This is a genomic window from Streptomyces sp. NBC_01304 (assembly GCF_035975855.1).
In the GTDB taxonomy this organism is placed as follows: domain Bacteria; phylum Actinomycetota; class Actinomycetes; order Streptomycetales; family Streptomycetaceae; genus Streptomyces.
The window spans coordinates 5,295,826-5,315,953 of sequence record NZ_CP109055.1 but is presented as its reverse complement, the minus strand read 5'-3'; the positions used below and the strand labels follow the sequence as shown (position 1 = coordinate 5,315,953).

Sequence of the window (20,128 nt, the reverse complement as noted above, 5' to 3'; positions counted from 1 at the left end):
CGGACCGGCCGGCGGCCGGCCCGCGCACTGCCTCACGCCTTCTGGAAGCCCGCGTCCAGCAGGATCTTCTGCGCCTCGGGAGTGGACAGCCACTTCACGAACTCGGCGGCGGCGTCCGTGTTCTTGGACTCCTTGAGCGTGGCGGCCGGGTAGGACGCGATGGCGTTCTGGGCGTCCGGGATGTCGATGCCCTCGGCCTTGCCGTCGGCGGCCGTGATGTCGGTCTTGTAGACGATGCCCGCGTCGGCCTCGCCGAGCTCGACCTTGCTCAGCACGGCGCGCACGTTCGGCTCCTGCGAGACCGGCTTGACCGTGACCTTCTGGCCGTCGAGGACCTGCTGGCTGTAGCGGCCGACCGGCACCTCGGGGGCGGCGAGCACGACCTTCAGATCGCTCTTGGCGAGGTCCTTCAGGTCCTTGAGGTTCTTCGGGTTGCCCTTGCCCGCGGCGATGACCAGGCGGTTCTTGGCGATGACGGTCGAGCTGCCGGTGTCGGCCTTCAGCCTGTCCATCGTCTTGGTGTCGGCGGTGACCAGGGCGTCGGCCGGGGAACCCTGCTTGACCTGCGCGGCGAGCTCCTGCGAGCCGGCGAAGGAGAACTTGACCGTGGTGCCGGGGTGGTCCTTCTCGTACGCGGCCCCGGCGGTCTTGAACACATCGGTGAGGGAGGCGGCGGCGAGCACGGTCAGCTCGGTCTTCTGCCCGTCCTTCTTGGCGCCGCCCGTGTCCTTCGTGTCGTCGCTCTTGCCGCAGGCGGCCAGCGGGACGAGCAGGGCGGCGGTGACGAGCGCGGCGGCGGCGCGGCGCGTGGTGATGACGTTCTGCAGAGGCTGCACGGACTTCATGGACTTCACGGTCTTCAGGGACTTCATGGAGTGGGACTCCTAGGGCGTCGGGCGGCTGCGGAGGCGGCCCGGTGAGCGAATGGGAACGGCACCGGGGGACGGCGGCGCCGTGGGCGAAGGCTTCGACCGAGGCCTGGACGGAGGCTTTGGCGGAGGCCTGTACGGAGCTTCGTCAGGCGCGATCGATGTGCACGCTGGTCGACTTCACGCGGGCGGTGGCCTGCATGCCGACTTCGAGGCCGAGCTCCTCGACGGCCTCCCGGGTCAGCAGGGAGACCAGCCGGTGCGGGCCTGCCTGGATCTCGACCTGGGCCGCCACGTCGCCGAGCTTCACGGCGGTGACGATGCCCGGGAAGGCGTTGCGGGCCGAGGTGTAGGAGGCGTCCTCCTCACCGATGCCGCCCTGGGCGACCTCGACGGAGAACGCGGCCAGGTCCCGGCCGTCGATCAGCCGTCGGCCGGCCTCGTCGCGGTGTGTGGCGACCCGGCCGGCGTCGGCCCAGCGGCGAGCGGTGTCGGGACTGACGCCCAGCAGACGCGCGGCCTGGCCGATTGTGTAGGACTGCATATGCGACAAGGTAAGGGCCCTTGGCTCGCATATACAACTCTTCTAGTGGAATGACCATGGCAGCTGCCGCTTTGGCTGGAGGAACAGCCAAAGGGGTGGGCGGGTCATGGCTCGATGTCGACCCTGTCCTTGTGCGTGAGCCGCCCCGCCGTGAAGCACAGGCGGTACGCCGGGGTGAAGTCGTGCGGGTCCGTGCGGTAGGAGCGGCACGAGTCGGCGCCGCGCGGGTTCGCGGGGGCCCGGCCGGCGAGGTGGCCGTCCTCCAGCTCGTACCGGGGGAGCCGGGGCTCGACGGCGGAGAGGGGCTCGCCGAGACGCAGGCGGTCGTAGGCGGGCCGGTCGAGGGCCGAGTTGTACGAGGTGTGGAGGTTGAAGCCGAGCATCAGCAGGCCCAGGACCACGACCGCCGCCACCGGCACCCAGATCGCCGCGAGCATTCCGCGGCGTACCTTCTGCCGGGCCAGGGCGAGTTCACGGCGTGCGACGGTCGCGCGCGGGGGTGTCGGTTCGGGGCCGGGGGTGGTCGGGAGGCTCGCGCGCACCTCGAAGCCCTCGCGGCCTCCACCGGCGAGCCCCAATTGCTCCTCGTGATCCTCGTCGCCGCACTCGGCGCGTTCACCGGCGACCACATCTCGTACGCCATCGGCCGCAGGTCGGGCAGCAGGATCTTCGCGCGGCTCAAGCCGGGCAGCAGGACCCGCAAGGCGTACGAGCGGGTGGGCAAGGTCCTCGAAGAGCGCGGCGGGCTCGTCCTGGTGGTCGCCCGCTACATCCCCGGCGGCCGCACCGCCGCCACCCTCACCACCGGGGCCACCGGCTTTCCGCGCCGCTCCTTCACCCGCTACGACGCGATCGCCGCGTCGACTTGGGCCGTCTACTCGACCTGCCTCGGCCATCTCGGCGGTGCCGCCTTCGAGAGCGAGCCGCTGTTCGGTGTCGCCCTCGGCCTCGGCCTGGCATTCTCGATCACTGTGCTGCACGAGGCCGTCCGATACGTCCGCGGCCGCCGCGCGCCCCAGGGGGCCTGACCAGTTTGCGAGCGTACTGACGATGACCAAGGGAACCGATGCCGAACTGGCCGTGGCGGCGGCCCGGGCCGGAGCCGCTGTCGTACGAGAGATGTACGGGGAGCGACTGGCCCGATTCGACAAGGGCGCGGGCGACTTCGCGACAACGGCGGACCTCGCGGCGGAGCAGGCGATATGCGACATCCTCCGTACCGCTCGCCCCGATGACGCGGTGACCGGCGAGGAGAGCGGACAGTCGGGCGCGAGCGACGCCGCCCGCAGATGGCTGGTCGACCCCCTGTGCGGCACGCTCAACTACGCCGCACGCACCATGTTGGTCGGGGTGAACGTGGCCCTGCGAACGGGCACCGAGATCACCGCGGCCGCCTCCGCCGACCCCTTCGCGGAAGAGGTCTTCTGGACGGACGGCGAACGTGCCTTCCTACGTGGCGGCACCGGCACCGGCGACGGCACCGGCGACGGCACCGGCACCGGCGACGGCACCGGCGACGGCGATGGCTCGGACGAGGAGCTGACCCCGTCCCCGGACACCCGCCTCGTCGACGTCAACCTCGATCCCCCCTTCCCGAACGCGCCCGCCTTCCAGGCGACCCGCCTCCTCGCCGACCCGGGCTTCATCGCGGGGTTCCGGCCGCGCGTCGTCTCCACCTCGCTGGCCGTGGCCTGGGTCGCGGCGGGCCGGCGTGCCGCCTACGTCACTGACGGAGACCTCCGCGACAGCGTGCACTTCGCGGCAGGCATCGCCCTGTGCCGGGCCGCCGGCTGCACGGTGACCGGCATCCACGGCCAGCCCTTGCACACCGGCGCGGGCGGCCTCCTGGTCGCGTCCGACCCCCAGACGCACGCCGAGCTCCTGTCCCTGATCAACAACCAGTAGGGCCGGGCCACTTCACCGTCCGGGCCACCCGGTCCTGGGCTTCACCGAGCCCCGACCATCCCCGCCTCATACGCCAACACCGCTGCCTGGACCCGGTTCTTGACCTCGAGCCGGGCCATGGCGGAGCTCACGTACGCCTTCACCGTGCTCTCCACCAGATGCAGCCGCCTGCCGATCTCGGCGTTCGAGAGCCCCGCGCCCACCAGCGCCAGCACCTCGCGCTTCCTGGGCGCCAACGCCGCGATGCGCTACTTGGCGGCCATTTCACGGCTGATGCGCCCGCCCCGCACCTGGGCGATGACCTGATGCGCGACCTGCGGTGAAAGGAAGGACGCGCCGCCGTGCACCGCCCGCACGGCGGCCATCAGCTCATACGGATCACCGGACTTGAGCAGAAACCCGCTCGCGCCGTTGTCCAGGGCCTCGGCGATGTACTCGTCCTCCGAGAACGTCGTCAGCATCACCACCGAGGCCTCCGGCACGGCCCGCCGCAGCTCGGCCACGGCGCCGAGCCCGCCGAGCACCCGCATCCGGATGTCGAGCAGCACCACGTCGGGCCGGTGCAGCCGGGCCAGCTCGACGGCCTCGCGCCCGTGCCCCGCCTCGGCCACGACCTCCATGTCCGGCGCGGCCCCCAGGATCGTCCGGACACCGGCCCGCACGACGGCCTCGTCATCGGCGAGCAGCACACGCACGACCTCGCTCACCGGACCGGCACCCCGCGGCTCCTCATCCATGCGGCCAGGCTACGTTCCGGGCCGCGCCGCACCCGCTCGGCCCTTGGCCGCGGGCCGCACCCCAGGGCCCTTCCCCCGCAGTCGGCACGCCCCCGTGAACACTCCGGCCAGGTGGTCGCCGAGCGCGGCCAGGGCCGTGTCGGGACGCAGGCCGTCCGGGTCGGTGCACAGGTGGGCGGCCAGTTCGTCGGCGTACGCGGCGATCCTGGCGGCGCTGACCGCGGCGTCCGTCGCGGCGGGCACCTCGCCGCACTCCTTGGCATTGGTGACGGCCGTGGCGATCAGTCCCCGCAGCCGGCGCAGCGCGCCCGCCCTGACCTCGCCGAGGTGGGCGTCGTCGACCGCACGTCCGGTGAAGGCGAGGGCGATGTGGCATTCCTGGCGGCGCTGTTCGTCCAGCGGCAGAGTCTCGGCGAGGCCGTCGAGCAGGATGTGCTCGATGCGGGTGCCGGCCTTCTCTGTGGTCCTACGACGATCCGGGGCCGACCCTCGCGCCGATCTCCCGGGCCGTGGGGGCTTCACCGTGCTCAGCGATCCGCACCCGGATCACTCGCAGGATGCGCACCTGCCGATCGCTGAGCTCATCCCCACCCATGACGCCTAGCTCCCGGCCCGTTCGCGTGCCTGCCGCCGCAGTTCCACCCTGGCGGCGGGCGACCGCCCCACCGAGCTCTCCCAGAAGGGATGCGCGTCGATCACCCGGGTCAGCAGCTGCAGGCGGCGCCTGAGCGCGGCGGTTTCCAAGGGCTGCTCAGCGAGCTCGACGTAGGTGCGGTGCCAGACGCGCTGCGCCTGCACCAGATCGCGTGGGAAGGACATGGACGGCATGGGCCGGATTCAAGCACGTGTTCGATTTTAGATGCACGTCTGACACGTCTGACACCATCCCGGTGACCTGGGAACCGGCTGGCAGTGGGGCGTCGTCGACATTGCGAGTTGGCCTGAGCTCAACCGCGAGAGGGAGACAACCATGCGCGCCGGCACATGCGTGAAGTGTGGAGCGACCGACGTCCGGGTGGCGACGCCACACGGCGGAAGACCATTCGTCGGCGGCAAGCTCTCCACGCTCGGCTCCGGCCTCGATATGGACCTCTACGCGTGCATGGAGTGCGGCTACATGGAGCACTACGTCACAGAGAAGGGACTGCGCACGCTCGACAAGCACGGCACCCGGGTTCCACCGCGCCACTGACTCAACTCTTGAACGACGCCTTGCGCCCCATCAGTTGAACGGAGCGGCTCAGGTCACGTGGCCTGAGCCCCTCCGACCTGAGTGCGAGTGCCCTCTGTCGGATTCGAACCGACGGCCTACGCATTACGAGTTGTCACATCTTGATCCGTGGACGGCGTCCGCAAGGACTCCGAGCTCGATTGCACGCTCGCGGTAGTGCTCGGCTTCACCGCGGGGCATGCGCTACGGAACACGGGCGTGGCTCATGCCCCATCTGCTGGAAGTCCCAGAGGAGTTGAGCATCCGCCCACGTCTGCGTAGAGATCACTTGCTCTCGCCTCCCGCGTTCGCCGAGTCGGGCACCTTGAAGTCGTAGCTCCAGGAGAAGCGCGGGGCCGCGTGGACCCCGATAGCTCACTAGGGGATCAGGGCTGCCACCCCATCAAGGATCCGCTCCAGGCCGAAGTCCAGTGGGTCCCCGCCTTGCGGAGCGAAGGCGCCCGCCGCGACGGCGGCGGTCAGGGCGGGAAAGCGCTCTTGGTGCCGCTCCAGGACCTCGGCTGTCAGGTGCGCCCACTCTTCGTTCGCCGCCTCGTCGTGGTCGACGTACTGCTGGGCGATATTGCGAATATGGCCTACGAGCAGCAGGAACGTGTCATGCTGCCGGGCGGCCGACAATCCCGTTCCGGCCAGTGCGGCCAAGGCCGCGTCCAGCCAGCCGAGTTGATGAGGTCCCATGATCTGGCGGCGGATGCCGGTCGCCGTCAGGATCCACGGGTGGCGGCGGTACGTCGCCAGGCACTGCCGGGCCCACTCGGTCAGCTGCGGGCGCCAGCCGCCGGAGATGTGCGCGACGGGGACCGGTGGGCCGATCGCGAGGTCGACCATCAGGTCGAGGAGTTCCGCCTTACCGGGGACGTACCGGTAGAGCGCCATCGCGGTGACGCCGAATTCCTTGGCCACCCGCGCCAGCGAGACCGCGTCCAGGCCCTCCCTGTCGGCGATCCCGATCGCCGCCTCCGCGATCCGGCCCGCGGTGAGCGAGGGTTTCGGGCCCCGGCTCGGCAGCTCCTGCTCACCCCAGAGCAGCGCGAAGCTCCCCTTCACGCCGGCCTGCTTCCCGACCTTCTTCGCGGCCACCCGCGCCTCCTCCGCCGATTCCCGTTGACACCTCACCCTAACTGTTTATAACGTATAGCCAACCGCTTACGACATATACAGTTTCGTTGGAACGGAACCCCAGGGAGTCCTCATGCTCGCCACCATCGTCGCCACCTCCGCAGTCACCCTCCTCTCCGCACCGGTGGCCGGCATCCTCGGCCACCGCGCCCTCAAGCGTTCCCGCAATGCCTCCCTCATGAAGATCGACACCCGGAACGGCATCGACGAGCAGGGCTTCGTCCGCATCGGCGGCATCGAGCAGTGGATCTCAATCCGCGGCGAGGATCTGGCCAACCCGGTCATCCTGGAACTGCACGGCGGCCCCGGAGCCTCGACCGCGATCTTCGGACCGCGCACCAGATCCTGGGAGAAGCACTTCACGCTCGTCCGCTGGGACATGCGCGGCGCCCTCAAGACCCTCGGCCACAACGGTCCGCAAGAGCAGGGCGAGATGACCTTCGACCGGATCTACGCGGACGCGGTCGAGGTCACCGACCACATACGCACCCGCCTCGGCGTCGACAAGGTCGTCCTGCTCGGCCAGTCCTACGGCAGCGCCTTCGGCCTGCGGCTCGCCCGCGAGTTCCCCGAGCGCTACTCCGCATACGTCGGCACCGACCAGAACATCCACGACGCCGGCCGCGACGACTCCGTACACCAGGCCCTGCTCACCCGGCTGCGGGCGGCCGGAAAGCGTAAGGACCTGGCGGCAGTTGAGGCACTTCACCCCGATGGCCAGCAGTGGACAGCCCGTGAGCGGGCGATGCACGCCAAGCTGCTGGCCACCAGCGACCCGCTGACCCTGGACACGATGAAGAAGGTCGTCATGGGGTCCCTGTGGCTCTCGCCGCTGCACTCGCTGCGCGAGCTGGGGCACTTCGTCAAGGGCATGAGCTTCTCGGAACAGGTCACCACAGGCACGTCAGGCTTCGACGACTGGGCGGACGGCACGAAGTTCGATCTCCCGTTCTTCCTCTTCCAGGGCGAGAAGGACGTCCTTACGTCGCCGGAGCTCGCCCGCCGCTTCTTTGACGACGTCCAGGCGCCGGTCAAGGGCTTCGCCCTGATCGAGGACTGCAGCCACTTCGCGGCATTCCGACGCCCGGAGCAGTTCCTGGAACTGCTGCTGGCCCATGTGCGGCCGGTGGTCGTCAGCGAGTCGGCTGTTGCATCGGGAGCCTGACCGGGGGTGGCCGGTCGACGCCCAGCTGTCCAGGCCGGACCGAGCCAGGGCATCCGAGCAGGTTCGGCCCCCTGAAGAGCGACACCATCTGCCGACGATCCGTCTCCAAGTCGGCGTGGCTGTCCGGGTACGGCGTCGTCACCACGGCGAGGTTTCCGTAGTTGCTCAGCCGCCCAGGGGGCAAGGCCATCCGAACTGATGGGACAACCGCTCGATCAGAGCCGTCGCACGGGCCTTGCCCCGCTCGTAGTCGAACTCATCGGGGAACTCAAGATGATCGGGACCTGTAGGCGTGGGGCGTGCAGTTGCCGACAGGCCGTGGGGAGTGGATTTCCTTGATCCGCTCCCCGTTCGCTCCCCAGAGCCCCCGGAACGCAAATCAGGCCCGGTTCTCCGGGAAGGAGAACTGGGCCTGACCTGGTGTTTCAGCTGTCGGGGTGGCGGGATTTGAACCCACGACCTCTTCGTCCCGAATTAGGTCCGATCGTGATCGGTACCTGGCGTGTTCGCTGTTTTGCCTGATCAGGGCGTTGGGATGGGTTGGTCTGGGGTGGTCTCGCGAGGTTCCTGGCGGAAGATCATCTCCCAGATTTCTCCCAAGCGGTCAGCGCGCCGGACGGGTCGCCGGGGGAGTTCGGCGGTTGCCCGAGCACATTTGCTACCGAGCCAGCGCAAGCCTGGATGTGCATTCTGAGCTGCGGAAACGCTCTGTTCCTGATCGCTCGCGTGCCTAGACTTCTCGGCCTGCACGACACGCTGGAGTGCCTGGAGGGGGACCGTGACCGACCTGAAGCTGTTCCACATCGAGGGCGAGGGCGCCCGGGAGCTCCGCGGTGAGCAGGTGCCGGTGGAGCGCCACCTGCAGAAGCTCGTCGAACGGAACATGGAGACACTGCTCGGGGTGCGCTTCCTGGCGTCGGAGTTCTCGACCGGGGACCAGCACGGTGGTCGCATCGACTCGCTCGGCCTCGACGAGGCCGGCTCGCCGGTGATCGTGGAGTACAAGAGGGCTCGCGATCAGAACGTCATGAACCAGGCGCTGTTCTATCTGTCCTGGCTCCTGGACCATCGCGGGGATTTCCACATGCTTGTGGATGAAGTATTGGGGTCGGAGACGGCGACTGCCATCGACTGGAGTCGGCCGCGCATGATCTGCGTTGCTTCCGACTTCACGCGCTACGACGCCCATGCGGTACGGACGCTGGGGCACGCCACGGACCTCGTCCGCTACCGCGTCTACCGCCACGACCTGCTCACCTTGGAGCTGATTGCCTCGTCCTACGGGCGTCGCACCGGCAGCCGGCGCTCCTCAGCGGGACGTCGTCACCTCTCCGTGGCGCCGGATCCTGCTTCGGCCGACAACGAGGGCGGGGCATCTGATCACCTGCGGGCCGTGCCGGAGCGGATGCGCGAGCTGTTCGCTGACCTGGACGCGACTCTGATCGGCCTCGGCGAGGTGCGGAGCGAGGTCCTGCAGACCTGTGTCGCCTACCGGAGACTGCGTGGCTTCGCCTGGGTGCGGGTGCAGGAGAAGACCCTTGTGGTGACGCTGAATGTGGATCCGAGGTTGGTGGATCTGCGGTCGGGGTTCACGCGGGATGTGCGAGAGCTCGGGCATCACGGAGGTGGTCACTTGGAAGTCCGCATCCGTTCGCATGCCGATCTTCAAGAGGCTGCGCCTCTCTTGCGGCAGAGTCTTGAGGCTGCCTGATTGCGACGCGGCAAGGGTTCGAGTGATGGCCCACCGGGATGCGGGTCCAGAAGGGGGCGTTGACGGCGAACGAGGGCCTGGCTGCGGTGAATTCCGGCGTCAGGCGATCGTCCCTTGATGGACCGTAAGGAATCTGTCACCAGTCCAGCGGCGACAACCGGCCCCGCCGCCCCGTTGAATGCCCAGGAGTCAGATGGATCGCAGAGATCGAATGTTTCAGGGGGCAAGGAATGGTGCGAGTGCGCAAACCGGCGATTCTCGGTGTGGCTGTGGTGGCCATCCTGGTCGTCGGCGTGGGGCTGTTCTGGTTCAAGCCGTGGACCCTGTGGACGGACGAGACCGTCCGTGAGGAGATCCCCGTGGCCGCGCCCGGACCTGCCAAGAGCCAGTCGCCAGGCAGTAGTTCAACGCCGGCCGAGCCGGCGGGGCCGCAGGCGGTGGCCACGGGCAAGTTCATCAGCCACGAACACAGCACCGCGGGCACGGTGAAGATCCTGCGCCTGGCCGATGGTTCGCACACCCTGCGTCTTGAGGGCCTGGACACCAGTAACGGCCCGGACCTGCACGTCTGGATCACCGACGCCCCCGTCAAGGAGGGCAAGGCGGGCTGGGGCGTATTCGACGACGGCAAGTACAAGAGCCTCGGCAAGCTCAAAGGCAACAAGGGTGACCAGAACTACGCCCTGCCCGGCGACCTCGACGTGAACGAGTACAGCAGCGTCAGTATCTGGTGCGAACGCTTCAGCGTGTCCTTCGGGGCGGCCGCGCTCAGCCGCGCCTGACGACTGTTCGCCGCGGGCTCTGCAGGTGTGGCGGGCCGGCACAGTGGCGGCCCGCCACACCTGTCGCAGCTCAGAGTGCGTTCACGCGAGGGTGTCGAGTGCGGTGAGGATGTCGGCCGGTTCGGCGCGGGTCGTGTAGTCCGCGTTGACGAAGGCCCAGCGGATGGTGCCCTCGCGGTCGATGACGTACGTGGCGGGCAAGGGGAGGGTTCGGGCGTGGCCTGCGTTGGAGTGCTGCAGGTCGATGCCGAAGCTGTCGTAGACGGCCGCCAGGTCGTCGGGCAGATCGAAGGCGAGTCCGAACTGCTTGGCGGTGTCGGAGCCGAGGTCGCTCAGGACGTCGAAGGCGAGGCCGTGCTTCTCGGTGAGGGACAGTGACTCGTCGGGGATCTGCGGGGAGACGGCGACAAGGTGGGCGCCGCGGGCGGTGATGTCGTCGTGGTGCTGCTGCAGGGAGCGCAGAGCGATGTTGCAGTAGGGGCACCAGGCGCCGCGGTAGAAGGTCAGCACCACCGGGCCCTCGGCGAGCAGCTCGTCCAGGGCGACGTCCCGTCCGGTGGCTGAAGGAAGCGTGAAGGACGGGGCCTTGGCGCCCACGCTGAGTGCGCGGTCCGCCTGGCCGGAGTCGGCCAAGTCCTGGGCCGCCCGCCCCATGACGGCGCGGATGTCCGCGGGGATCTGCTCCTGGCGACTGTCATAGAAGGCACGCAGTTCGGCGTTGACGCTGCTCATTGGGGTCTTCCCTCCGGCAAGGTTCGGTAAGTCCAATTTCTTGGAACGACCGTTTCAAGATAGACGTTCGCGTGCACTCCAGGCCAGCGCTTCAGGGGAGTATCTTGGAACTCTCATTTCAGGATGGCGGGCGAAGGTAGGTGAACGCGGGGCATGCCGGACATCAAGCACTTCGACCCGGACGCGACCCTGGACACGGTGGTGCGGCTGTTCTGGCGGCAGGGCGCGGCCACGACTGGCATCCAGGACATCGTGAACGCGACCGGTCTCAACCGCTCCAGCCTGTACGCCACCTTCGGCGGTAAGCAGCAGCTGTACCTTGCCGCGCTGGAGCGCTATGTCGACGAGCGCTCCCGGCCGACGCTCGGCCCGCTCGCTGAGGATGAGCGCGGGCTGCCGGCCGTGACGGAGTTCTTCACCAAGCTGATCGAGGCGCGCTGTACGGGCGAGTACGCCCAGTGGGGCTGCATGGTCTCCAATGCACATGCGGGCGTTGAGAACGGTGACCCCGATGTGCGCGCCATCCTCGACCGGCAGCATCAACGGTTGCGCGAGGCGTTGCGTGCGGCGCTGCACACAGCACACGAGCTGCGGCAGCTTCCCTCCGGAGCCGACCCGGATTCCGCGGCTGATGTCCTGGCCCTGCTGGCCCACGGCGTGAATCTCCGCTCCCGAGCCGGGGCGGATGCCCGCGAGCTGCGCAGGAGTGTCACTGCGGCGATCGATGCGCTGACGGGCCAGACAGAGCGCTGACTCCGGTCAAGCAACGCGGACCGAGGGGAGTAGCAGGTCCCCGCCGGGCAGGATTGCTGTTATGCCCAGCCTCCGGAGCGCCACAGCTGTAGCTGCCTTGCTGTTCGCCACCACGCTGACGGGGTGCGGCTCCGGTACGTCGACGACCGCCGGCGCCCCGGCCCCGGACAAGCTGGCCGACCTGACCCAGGTCCGGGACGCTTGCATGACTGAGACCGCCGACTCGCTCAAGACCTTCACCAACAAGCTGACGGCGGATCAGTTCTACGAGTTGTCGGCCGACGGCAAGGCGCTCCGCGTCATCACCCCCGTACCCAGGGAGAACGCTGTCACCAGGTCCGAGGCGCTGTCCGCCACCAAGTGCGTGTTCCGTGAGGCCCACGCGCCCCAGATCGTGGCCGACCGACTCGGCGTACCCGCCGACGGTGAGCAGAACGCCGCGTGGACGGGCTTCACTGCGACATGGGAATCGGACAACGAACTCGGTTACCGGGCGCGTGTGATGGTCACTCGCTGACTGCGGCGCAGGATGGTCCTGTACGGGGAGTTGGGCGACGGGAGCTTCACGGCCCTACGCGACGCGACGTATGAGGTGATGGCGGCCGGAGGAAACGGCTGTGCCGACCAGAAGGAAGTCCTCAGTCCAGCTGCTCGCATGTGCCTGCCTCCGCGCGCCCGGCGGCTCGAAGCGGGCACTGTGGTTGCTTCCGGTGTCCTCCGGGCCGGTCGGTCCGAGAGCAGCCGCAAAGCCGGGTGGTCGTAATGCCTCTACGCCGTGAAGAATCCTGCGAGCGCGCGGCCGATCTGGTCAGGGGCGTTCTCCGTGGGGATGTGGTGCGCATCCGGGATGCGTACGAGGGTGGTGTGCGGCATCTCCGAGGTGAACTTCTCGGCGTATTCCACCTTCTGGAAGGTGTCGTCCTCGCCCCACATCAGCAGCTTGGGCGTGGTGGATCGCTGCAGGGCGGGAACGAGGTCGAGGGTGTAGCGGTTGTCGGCTGCGCCCGCCATGGCCATCCAGGAGCGGCGGACCCGCCCATGGGTCCATGGATCCAGGTAGTCCGCGATCAATGGCTCGGTGGCGGCACCGGCCAGGGCCGTTGTCACGGCCTGTCGGCGGGCGGTGAGAACTTCGTCGGCGGTGGTGGCCGCGACGACCTCCCGGTCGCGGAAGCGGGCCACGCCAGGCACGGGCCAGGAGTCGTAGGTGACCGAGTTGAGCAGGGCCAGCCGCGGGACCTCCAGGCGGTTGTGGGCGAGGAGGTGCTGGGCGATGCCGCCGCCGATGTCGTGGCCGGCCACAGAGATCGGTCCGGAGAGCTCCAGCGCGGATGCGAACCGTGTCACCCAGTGCGCGAGGGCCGGGACCGTGGCCGTTTCCAGGGTGAGTTCGCCGCCCGAGCGCCCCAGCCCGGGGAGGTCGACTGCGATCGGCCGTAGCCCCGCGTCGGCGAGGTGGTCCAGTACCGGGAGCCAGACCCTGCTCCAGTACGTTCCGTGCAGCAGCAGCACGGGCTGGCCGTCCTGCGGCCCGGCGGTCAGGTAGCTGGCCGTTTCGCCGTCGACCTGGACTGTGCGCCTGACCACTGTCGTCTCGGTGGTGGTTTCAATCATGGGACCACTGTGACCGGAGTCGATCTCCCTGCCGAGAGTCCTAAAAGACACCTAGGAGTACATTCTTGCCATGAGCCTTCACCGGGTGGTGGCCCTGCTCAATCCGCCGCAGTCGCCTTTCGAGCTCGGCTGCGCCGCCGAGGTCTTCGGCACCGTCCCGCAGGACGTACCGGCCCGGTACAGCTTCCGGATCTGTGCCGAGCGCCCCGGACCGCTGCGGACCACCATCGGTTACCCGATGCTCGTAGACGCGGGTCTGTCGGCTCTGGAGGAGGCGGACACCGTGGTCGTCCCCGGCTGGCAGCCGCCCAGCGCGCCGGTGCCGCCGACCGTCATCGCGGCGCTCCAGGCCGCCCACCGGCGCGGGGCCAGGATCGTCGCCATCTGCACGGGGGCGTTTGTCCTCGCGCAGTCCGGACTGCTCGACGGCCGCCGCGCCGCCACCCACTGGCGCCACGCGCCCCAACTCGCCGCCGCCTTCCCCCAGGTGGAGGTGGACCCGGACGTGCTCTACGTCGACCACGGCGACGTGGCCACCAGCGCCGGAACCGGTGCGGGCATCGACCTGTGTCTTCACCTGGTGCGTTCCGACCACGGCGCCGCCTACGCCGCCCAGATCGCCCGGAACATGGTCCTGCCCCCACACCGGGAGGGCAGCCAACTCCAGTACGCCGCAGCGCCCGCCCCGGCGAGGACGGACGAATCGCTGGCGCCACTGCTGGAGTGGGCCACGTCCCACCTCGACTCTCCGCTGACCCTCGACCGGCTCGCCGAACGAGCCGGGCTGTCCACCCGGACCCTCGCCCGGCGCTTCACCGAACAACTCGGCGTCAGCCCGGGGCAGTGGCTGTTGCGCCAACGCCTCGACGCAGCACGGGTATTGCTGGAGCAGACCGACCTGCCGGTCGAAGCCATCGCCACCCGCGTCGGGCTCACCTCGGCGGTCAACCTGCGCCGCCGCTTCAGGGCGCATCTGGGCACCACACCCGGCGCCTACCGGCGCACCTTCAGCCAAACTCGGGCGGCTGCCTGACGGACGGCGCCTCAGCGCAAGGCGTCGAGCGCGGCGATGACGGCGGTGATTGATCTCTGCTGGCTGGCTGGCTTGGGCTCGGACTAGGGCAATTGCGGCCACTGAGCCGCATGTATGTTTTCCATCAAAATCGAGCCCATTGGGACATACGTCACAGCCGTACCCTCGGCCGTCTCTCTAAGCTCACCGGACCCCACCGACGAGACGTGTCACGGAAGGCCCCATGCCATGAGTTCCACTACGAGCTGGATCTTGCTCGTCGTGTGCACCGTGCTGATCCTCCCGTCGAGCCTTGCACTGGCGGCCGGCTGGATCCCGGCCGTCATCCGGCACCGGCCGGGCCCTGTACGGGTCCTCGGTGCTGCGGGGATCTCCATGTACGGGGCCGCGCTGTGTGAGCTGGCGCCTCGGATTGCCCAGGCTGCTCGGGAGACCGTCACCGCGGGTGCGTATGCGGCGGTGGTGCTGGCCGGGGTGACGGTCGTGCTGGTCATGGCGTACGACATGGTGCTCGGACGCCCGAAGCCTCTGGAGAAGCGTCCGGCGCGGTAAGAGGCCGGCAGCGGCCTCGGGCTCGGCTCGTGGGCTGCGAAGGCAAGATGCTGCTGGTGCCACTCCGCATCCCCGCTTGGTCTGCGGCCGTTCGTCATCGATGCAGCGGTAACGAACCATGAGCAGCGAGTGACGGGCTGTGCAAAGATGCTGTATGGAGTCTCGGCGGTAGGAGGCTCCTGGAGCGCCGGGAAGCCTGGTCGGCACCAGTACGACGTGTCGAACAGGAGCCGCTCATGTTCGCTGCCGATCTTGCGTATGTGTGCCAGACCGTAGAGCTCGAGTGCGATGCGGTGGTCGCTGCGCGCATGGTGGCCGCAAGTCCCGAACCCTTCCTCGTACTTGTTGAATCCTCCGGTGAACCGCGGGCTGTGCTGCAGGCCCAGGAGCTACTGCACCACCTGCTGCCCGGTTCGCTGGCCGCACAGCCCGGACTGATCTCGCTGTCCGGCCCCTTCGCCCAGGCCCAGCTGAGCCGGGCGCTCTCCGGCCGCAGGGTGGGCGACTTGCTGCCGATGCCCGAGCCGCCCCCGACCGTCACTCCCAGGGACAGGCTGTCCACGGTGCTCCTGCGGCTGAGGCAGGCGAACAGCCCGGTTGTGGTGGTCATTGATCCCGCAGGCACCCCGGTCCGAGGGATCATCACCGCACAGCGACTGCTGCGGCGCCTCCTGGACCCCGCCGTGGCGAGCGCGAGTTGCGGCGATGACCTGCACGACGCGGCAGCGCACGTGCTCACCGCCTCACGACTGCTCGTCGCTGTGTCGGCCCGGTCCCTTGCGGCCGTCGAAGAGACCCTGACCCTCCTCGAGTTCCGGCTCCTGGTGCTCCTCAGCATGCACGGCACCCTCGGGCCCCGGCACCTGGCTGAACTCCTCGGCGTCGACGAGCAGATGGCGCTCCGCGCGGTGACCGACCTCCAGGCCGGCGACCTGCTCGCGCAGAGCGGGAATGGGGGACGAGACGATCTACGTCTGGTCCTGTCACCCCGCGGGCAGGACGTGGTCAACGACGTGATGCAACGACGCACGGCGGAGATCACTCAAATCCTGGAGGACATGCCGCACGAGGATCGCACGGCCCTCGCCCCGGCCCTGCAGTCCTTCGCGAGAGCTGCAGGCGAGCCGGCGTTCGGCTCGCCGCCGACGGTGTTTTGAGGGTGGCTCGGGCCGCCGCTGCCGCGGTCGTCGTCGGTACCCGGCATCATCACGGAGGTGCAGAGCTGTCCGGACTGCCGAATACGCCTGCCTCTGTTTTGGCCTGAAGGGCTGCCATGACCTGTGCGCGGAGTTGATCCGGGCGGAGCGCGAGGGCGGTGGGAATGGCCGTGTTCCACCGTCCGGCAGCCTGGTCCACGGCCTCGGCAAAGGCACGGCCTATACGCCGCCGGGCGAACCATATGCCGATCGCCACCAGCGGACGTAGGGGCAGGCAGGCGTGTACCGACAGAGTGCAGCGAAGCTCCCAGCTCCCGCCTGTGCGGTGTGGCGCGACGCGCACCGCAGCTCTACCGAGACGGTGTTCCACCGACATCTCCAGCGGGACGGTCGAAGCAGACTCACAGGACACCGCACGCCACCAGGTGTCGAGGCGCAGGTGCGCCCGGCTGGACGTGCGCATCAGCCGGGCACTTGTGCTCCGGCCGGACGTCTCGACTCGCACCTCGACGTCCTCCGGCTTGGCCGCGCTGCGCAGTGCGGCCTCCACGAAGACGCTCATCTCCTCATGCTTCAGGTGCTGTTGAACCCGAATGCGCGAGGCGCCGTCCCACTCCTTGACGACCATCCGCTCCTGCGGGGCAGCGAGGTCTTCGCCATGCGCCTCATAGACCGCGCCCGACTTGAGATGGGTCCCCTCGGCCAGCCTCACATCGGGTACCGGCCGCCCGCCCGGTAGCAGAACCTGCGCACCGTCCACATAGGTGTCCTGTGCCAGGGCGTTCAGTGTCGCGACGGACTGCTCGAACCACGGACGTGGCACGGGCAGCACGTGCACGGAGTGTGAGAAGCGGGCCATGGTGCCAGCATGACGAACCTGCCGCGTCCGGGAATCTGCCTGTCCCGGCAGACAGCCCGGGGTTCACATTGCCGAATGCGGGCAACCGGCCGCGCACCAGCCGGTGCGCTAATTGCTGAACACAGGTACCTCACAACCGTGGCCCTTGGCGGAGCGCAGCGCGAACTGCTTGAACGCCCCGGCGGGGAGGTCTGCGTCGCTGCCCGGCAGGGACTGGGCGGTGAAGAAGGCCGGGCCACCCTGCTTGGGGCAGTCCGCGCTCGCCCAGGACAGGCCGTCGATGCTTCCTGCTGGATGCTTGGCGAAGCGCGCGGAGTCGGCGATACCGAGGTCGGCGTGCCCGTGCTGGACGAAGGGGCCGTAGTACGCGGTAAGGCGGTCCGACGGGTGGCCCGTCCTGTCCTTGAGTACACAGTTCTCGATGGGGGCGAGCGGATCGGCAGCCGTCTCCAGCGCGGGGGCGGGCACGTCGCGGCAGGTGCCCGTGGCTGTGCCGGCCGGCTTCGGCGTGTCCGAGCGTTTGATGAGTTCGCCCGGCACGCGCTCGACCCGCTCGCCGGGCGCGGCGTCGCATCCGGCCTGGTCCGCGGCGTTCGCGGCGGCCTGGGTCACCACGCGGGCGAGGCGGGCCCGCTGTCCGGCGGAATCGTTGTCGTACGGACCCGACCAGGTCTCCAGGTGCACCACCAGGGCGTCGTCCGGCTTCTTGCCGCAGGGCATCACGACGGTGGCCTTGGGCAGTTCGCTCTGTACGTTCAAGATGCCCCGCCAGCCGTTGCCGATGGGGGTGACGGTCTCCCTCTCGTCGATGACCGCCAGGTCCGTCAGGAGCTGGCGGCTGCCTCGGCCCTGCGAGACGGTGAGGCTGAGCTGGGTGTTGTTGTGGTCCTCCAGCTCGGGCGAGTAGACGGTGCAGGTCCGGGCGTCCCGTGCGGTGAGGCTCCAGGCTTCGTCGGAGGTGAGTCTGCCGTCCCAGTCGAGGAGTTGGGGCAGCTCGTCCTGGGGCAGGATCCCGTCGCAGGCGCGGGACAGGGCCCTGCCGTCGCGCCAGTCGTCGTACGCTCCGGAGAAGTAGAGGGTCGCTCCCGTCGCGGCGAGAACCAGGGCCAGGATCATCATGGCGAGACGGACGGGCCGCCCCCGCAGGACACCCGGGGTGGCGGCCATCAGTACTCACCCCGCAGGGCGCCCAGAGCCGAGCCGCGGTGCACCAGGTAGCTCTCCTCGGCCTGCTGCTTGATGTCGCGCTCCGTCATGTCGGAGATGCCCGCGCCCTGCCGGTTGCGCTCGGCCACCCACTGGTCGACGAGGTCCTTGGTGCCCGCGCTGCCCTTGGCCTTCTCGGCCTCGGTTCCTTCCTTGCCCTGCAGGTCGGCCTCGGCCTTGACGTCCTTGGACCAGTCGTAGGTCGTCTGGTCGAGCATGCGCTGGGCGCCGTCGCCGACGTACGGGATCGCGGTCAGCGGCAGTCCGGCTTGGTGGTAGCGCTGCTTGGCGACGTCGTCGGCCCACTGCTTCTTCTCGTCGCGCTGGTCGAGGTAGGCGTCGGAGCCGATGGCGTTGTACGCGCCGAGCACGTTGGACGCCTCGCGGGCCGGGACGTTCCAGTTCTCGTTGTTCGCGCCGGGGTTCTGCGACGCCTTGTCCATCTGGTCGGCGGCGTAGAAGCGTTCGCTCTCGTAGACCTGGGCGTAGGCCGCGGGGTCCTCCGAGACGCCGCGCAGTACCCGGATGACGCTGCCTTCCTTGTTGGTGATGTGGGCGTCGTCGCCGGTGCCGGTGATGCTGCCCCGGCCGCGCTCGTCGTCGTAACCGTCCTTGCTGCCCGCGATGATGTCGTGGGTGTCGGGCGTGTAGTCGGACAGGGCGCGGGCCAGCGGCTGGCGCATGTTCTCGGGGATCTCGTCGCCCTTGGTGTCGCTGTCCAGGCGCGCGATCGTGTCCTGCATGACGCGGGCCTGGCCCTCCGTGTGACCGCTGAAGTCGGTCCGCTCCTCGCCGGGCTCCACACCGGTGGTGGCGGCTTCCAGCAGATTGCCCAGACCGGCACGGGAGTTGGTGGAGTCCTCGTCGTACCGGTCCATGACGGCGCCGTCGGTGGCTCCGGTGCCGTTCTGGACGCTCTCGGTGACGTGCACGTTGGGCCAGTGCCGGTCGTCGAGCAGGTACTTCAGATTGTCCTTGCTGCCGCTCTGCGCCGGGTCGAGGTACTTGGTGGCGGTGTCGGGGTCACCGCTCATGATGCCCAGCATGTCGTCGACCGGGTCGACGATCTCCTGCTTCTCGGCGTCGTCACCAGGGGCGATGTCCTGGTGCTCGTCCCAGATGTCCGGCTTCTTCTTCTCCGCCGCGATGAGGTCGTCGGTCAGCCCGGTCGTCATGTGCGGCGGGAAGCTGCTGCTGTCGCCCTCCTTCAGGAGGGTCGTCAGGAGCTGGTAGTTGTACGGCTTGCGCCCGTCGTCGTCGAGGCGCTGGGTGCCGAGCTCGCGCATGTCCTTGCGCCACTGCTCGGAGAATTCCTTGTCCTTGTTGGCCGTGCCGATGTTGTTGGCCAGCGCGGACTGGATGTCGCCGTACTTCGACTTGTTCGCGCTGTCGCCCTGGCTGTCGCGCTGCAGGTCCTCGGCCAGGCGCAGGGTGCCCTCGGGCCCGAGGCTGTCGATGGTCATGCGGCTGAACTCGGGGTCCTTGTTGTTGTGGACCATCAGCCGGTGCAGTTCGTCGAGTTCGGACGGGGAGAGCTTCTCGCCCTTCTCGTATTTCTTGAGGAGCGTGGAGGCGCGCTGCGACTCGTCCTGGTCGACGGACTTGACCGTCTTGTCGTTGAAGCCCTCGTCCAGCTGTCCGGTGTTCCGTTTCAGCGCCATGGCGGCGGACTGGTCGGCGTTGGTCGCCGACGTGAGGATCAGCAGGATGCTGCCCTCCCACAGTTTGACGGTGACCTCGTTGTCGGTCGGCAGCAGTCCGCCTCCGCGGCGCTCGTCACCGGCCTTGTCGGGGTCCTTCAGACTGACCTGGCCGGTCTCGCTGATGAGGACGCCGTTCTTCTTGGCGTCCTCGGTCAGTTGGTGCAGGTCGGCCTTGCACTTCTTCAGTTCTTCGTAGGCGTCCTCGAGGACGGCCCGCAGGCCCTTGGCCTCGATGCCCGCGTCCGTGAACTCCTTGTTGGCATCCGCCACTTGGGCCCGCGCGACGGCCGAGGTGACATCGAAGCTGGACCAGCCCGCCTCGTCGAAGGGCTTGAGTACCTGCTGGTCGTACGCCTCGTCCATGCGCTCGTAGCGGCGCCGGTATTCGTCCCACTGGTCGGCCGCTCCCTTGATAGCGGCGACATCGAGGTGGAAGAGCTCGGTGTAACTGATCAT

The 20,128-nt window shown here is 68.8% G+C and carries 23 protein-coding genes and 3 pseudogenes; 11 read left to right on the top strand and 15 right to left on the bottom strand.

Translation table 11 applies throughout. The annotated features are described in order from the left end of the window. Positions 1 to 32: 32 nt before the first annotated feature. The 3 genes from modA to OG430_RS23445 form a co-directional block, all read right to left on the bottom strand. A complete protein-coding gene (gene modA / locus OG430_RS23455) occupies positions 33 to 845 on the bottom strand; it encodes a molybdate ABC transporter substrate-binding protein (protein WP_327359193.1) in 813 nt (270 codons plus the stop codon). Positions 846 to 1,017: 172 nt separating this feature from the next. Continuing rightward, positions 1,018 to 1,413 (bottom strand): TOBE domain-containing protein, encoded by a 396-nt coding sequence (locus OG430_RS23450; RefSeq protein WP_327354539.1) that lies wholly within the window; start codon positions 1,411 to 1,413, stop codon positions 1,018 to 1,020. A 104-nt stretch (positions 1,414 to 1,517) separates the two neighbouring features. Next, positions 1,518 to 1,991 (bottom strand): hypothetical protein, encoded by a 474-nt coding sequence (locus OG430_RS23445; protein ID WP_327354538.1) that lies wholly within the window; start codon positions 1,989 to 1,991, stop codon positions 1,518 to 1,520. Between the two features lie 9 nt (positions 1,992 to 2,000). On the opposite strand from OG430_RS23445, the gene OG430_RS23440 reads away from it, so the two are divergent. Then, the gene (locus OG430_RS23440) at positions 2,001 to 2,441 is read left to right on the top strand and encodes a DedA family protein (protein ID WP_327359192.1); all 441 of its coding nucleotides are present in this window, start codon (positions 2,001 to 2,003) and stop codon (positions 2,439 to 2,441) included. A 22-nt stretch (positions 2,442 to 2,463) separates the two neighbouring features. Beyond that, positions 2,464 to 3,318, top strand: coding sequence for an inositol monophosphatase family protein (locus tag OG430_RS23435; RefSeq protein ID WP_327354537.1), 855 nt, complete (start codon positions 2,464 to 2,466; stop codon positions 3,316 to 3,318). 41 nt (positions 3,319 to 3,359) lie between these two features. Here the strand turns inward: OG430_RS23435 and OG430_RS23430 are convergent. The 4 genes and pseudogenes from OG430_RS23430 to OG430_RS23415 form a co-directional block, all read right to left on the bottom strand. Next, positions 3,360 to 4,055, bottom strand: a pseudogene (locus OG430_RS23430) (response regulator). A 9-nt stretch (positions 4,056 to 4,064) separates the two neighbouring features. Continuing rightward, on the bottom strand, positions 4,065 to 4,577 hold the full coding sequence (locus tag OG430_RS23425) for a TetR family transcriptional regulator C-terminal domain-containing protein (RefSeq protein WP_327354536.1): 513 nt from the start codon (positions 4,575 to 4,577) through the stop codon (positions 4,065 to 4,067). Beyond that, the gene (locus tag OG430_RS23420; RefSeq protein ID WP_327354535.1) at positions 4,522 to 4,650 is read right to left on the bottom strand and encodes a hypothetical protein; all 129 of its coding nucleotides are present in this window, start codon (positions 4,648 to 4,650) and stop codon (positions 4,522 to 4,524) included. The genes OG430_RS23425 and OG430_RS23420 overlap by 56 nt, the downstream gene beginning before the upstream one ends. Before the next feature lie 5 nt (positions 4,651 to 4,655). Continuing rightward, positions 4,656 to 4,874 (bottom strand): hypothetical protein, encoded by a 219-nt coding sequence (locus OG430_RS23415; RefSeq protein ID WP_327354534.1) that lies wholly within the window; start codon positions 4,872 to 4,874, stop codon positions 4,656 to 4,658. A 196-nt stretch (positions 4,875 to 5,070) separates the two neighbouring features. Here OG430_RS23415 and OG430_RS23410 point away from each other — a divergent pair, with 196 nt between their 5' ends. Further along, complete coding sequence (locus OG430_RS23410; RefSeq protein ID WP_327354533.1) at positions 5,071 to 5,247, top strand: hypothetical protein; 177 nt, start codon at positions 5,071 to 5,073, stop codon at positions 5,245 to 5,247. A 150-nt stretch (positions 5,248 to 5,397) separates the two neighbouring features. Here the strand turns inward: OG430_RS23410 and OG430_RS23405 are convergent. The 3 genes and pseudogenes from OG430_RS23405 to OG430_RS23395 form a co-directional block, all read right to left on the bottom strand. After that, a pseudogene (locus OG430_RS23405) lies at positions 5,398 to 5,554 on the bottom strand (YdcF family protein); the annotation flags it as partial. Continuing rightward, positions 5,551 to 5,640 (bottom strand): annotated as a pseudogene (locus tag OG430_RS23400) (GntR family transcriptional regulator); the annotation flags it as partial. The pseudogenes OG430_RS23405 and OG430_RS23400, both read right to left, overlap by 4 nt. Before the next feature lie 3 nt (positions 5,641 to 5,643). Continuing rightward, positions 5,644 to 6,366, bottom strand: a complete 723-nt coding sequence (locus tag OG430_RS23395; protein ID WP_327354532.1) for a TetR/AcrR family transcriptional regulator — start codon at positions 6,364 to 6,366, stop codon at positions 5,644 to 5,646. 112 nt (positions 6,367 to 6,478) lie between these two features. On the opposite strand from OG430_RS23395, the gene OG430_RS23390 reads away from it, so the two are divergent. From OG430_RS23390 to OG430_RS23380, 3 genes are all read left to right on the top strand, one after another. Beyond that, the gene (locus OG430_RS23390; protein WP_327354531.1) at positions 6,479 to 7,570 is read left to right on the top strand and encodes an alpha/beta fold hydrolase; all 1,092 of its coding nucleotides are present in this window, start codon (positions 6,479 to 6,481) and stop codon (positions 7,568 to 7,570) included. Positions 7,571 to 8,348: 778 nt separating this feature from the next. Further along, on the top strand, positions 8,349 to 9,281 hold the full coding sequence (locus OG430_RS23385) for a DUF5655 domain-containing protein (RefSeq protein WP_327354530.1): 933 nt from the start codon (positions 8,349 to 8,351) through the stop codon (positions 9,279 to 9,281). 230 nt (positions 9,282 to 9,511) lie between these two features. Beyond that, complete coding sequence (locus tag OG430_RS23380) at positions 9,512 to 10,063, top strand: DM13 domain-containing protein (protein WP_327354529.1); 552 nt, start codon at positions 9,512 to 9,514, stop codon at positions 10,061 to 10,063. An 81-nt stretch (positions 10,064 to 10,144) separates the two neighbouring features. Here OG430_RS23380 and OG430_RS23375 read toward each other — a convergent pair whose 3' ends face one another. Further along, complete coding sequence (locus tag OG430_RS23375; protein WP_327354528.1) at positions 10,145 to 10,795, bottom strand: peroxiredoxin-like family protein; 651 nt, start codon at positions 10,793 to 10,795, stop codon at positions 10,145 to 10,147. Between the two features lie 153 nt (positions 10,796 to 10,948). Between OG430_RS23375 and OG430_RS23370 the strand changes: the two genes are divergently transcribed. Next, entirely contained in the window at positions 10,949 to 11,548 is a 600-nt protein-coding gene (locus OG430_RS23370) for a TetR/AcrR family transcriptional regulator (RefSeq protein ID WP_327354527.1), read from the top strand. Positions 11,549 to 11,609: 61 nt separating this feature from the next. Beyond that, a complete protein-coding gene (locus tag OG430_RS23365; protein ID WP_327354526.1) occupies positions 11,610 to 12,065 on the top strand; it encodes a hypothetical protein in 456 nt (151 codons plus the stop codon). A gap of 251 nt (positions 12,066 to 12,316) precedes the next feature. On the opposite strand, the gene OG430_RS23360 is transcribed toward OG430_RS23365, so the two are convergent. Next, positions 12,317 to 13,162, bottom strand: coding sequence for an alpha/beta fold hydrolase (locus tag OG430_RS23360; protein ID WP_327354525.1), 846 nt, complete (start codon positions 13,160 to 13,162; stop codon positions 12,317 to 12,319). A 70-nt stretch (positions 13,163 to 13,232) separates the two neighbouring features. On the opposite strand from OG430_RS23360, the gene OG430_RS23355 reads away from it, so the two are divergent. The 3 genes from OG430_RS23355 (at position 13,233) to OG430_RS23345 (ending at position 15,904) form a co-directional block, all read left to right on the top strand. After that, complete coding sequence (locus tag OG430_RS23355) at positions 13,233 to 14,195, top strand: GlxA family transcriptional regulator (protein ID WP_327354524.1); 963 nt, start codon at positions 13,233 to 13,235, stop codon at positions 14,193 to 14,195. 228 nt (positions 14,196 to 14,423) lie between these two features. Continuing rightward, a complete protein-coding gene (locus OG430_RS23350) occupies positions 14,424 to 14,747 on the top strand; it encodes a hypothetical protein (protein ID WP_327354523.1) in 324 nt (107 codons plus the stop codon). Between the two features lie 236 nt (positions 14,748 to 14,983). Beyond that, on the top strand, positions 14,984 to 15,904 hold the full coding sequence (locus tag OG430_RS23345) for a CBS domain-containing protein (RefSeq protein ID WP_327354522.1): 921 nt from the start codon (positions 14,984 to 14,986) through the stop codon (positions 15,902 to 15,904). Positions 15,905 to 15,953: 49 nt separating this feature from the next. Here the strand turns inward: OG430_RS23345 and OG430_RS23340 are convergent, their stop codons facing one another. The 3 genes from OG430_RS23340 to OG430_RS23330 form a co-directional block, all read right to left on the bottom strand. Then, entirely contained in the window at positions 15,954 to 16,736 is a 783-nt protein-coding gene (locus OG430_RS23340; protein WP_327354521.1) for a hypothetical protein, read from the bottom strand. Between the two features lie 135 nt (positions 16,737 to 16,871). Beyond that, positions 16,872 to 17,930, bottom strand: coding sequence for a hypothetical protein (locus OG430_RS23335; RefSeq protein ID WP_327354520.1), 1,059 nt, complete (start codon positions 17,928 to 17,930; stop codon positions 16,872 to 16,874). Then, on the bottom strand, positions 17,930 to 20,128 hold the full coding sequence (locus OG430_RS23330) for a hypothetical protein (protein WP_327354519.1): 2,199 nt from the start codon (positions 20,126 to 20,128) through the stop codon (positions 17,930 to 17,932). Before OG430_RS23330 ends, OG430_RS23335 begins: the two co-directional genes overlap by 1 nt.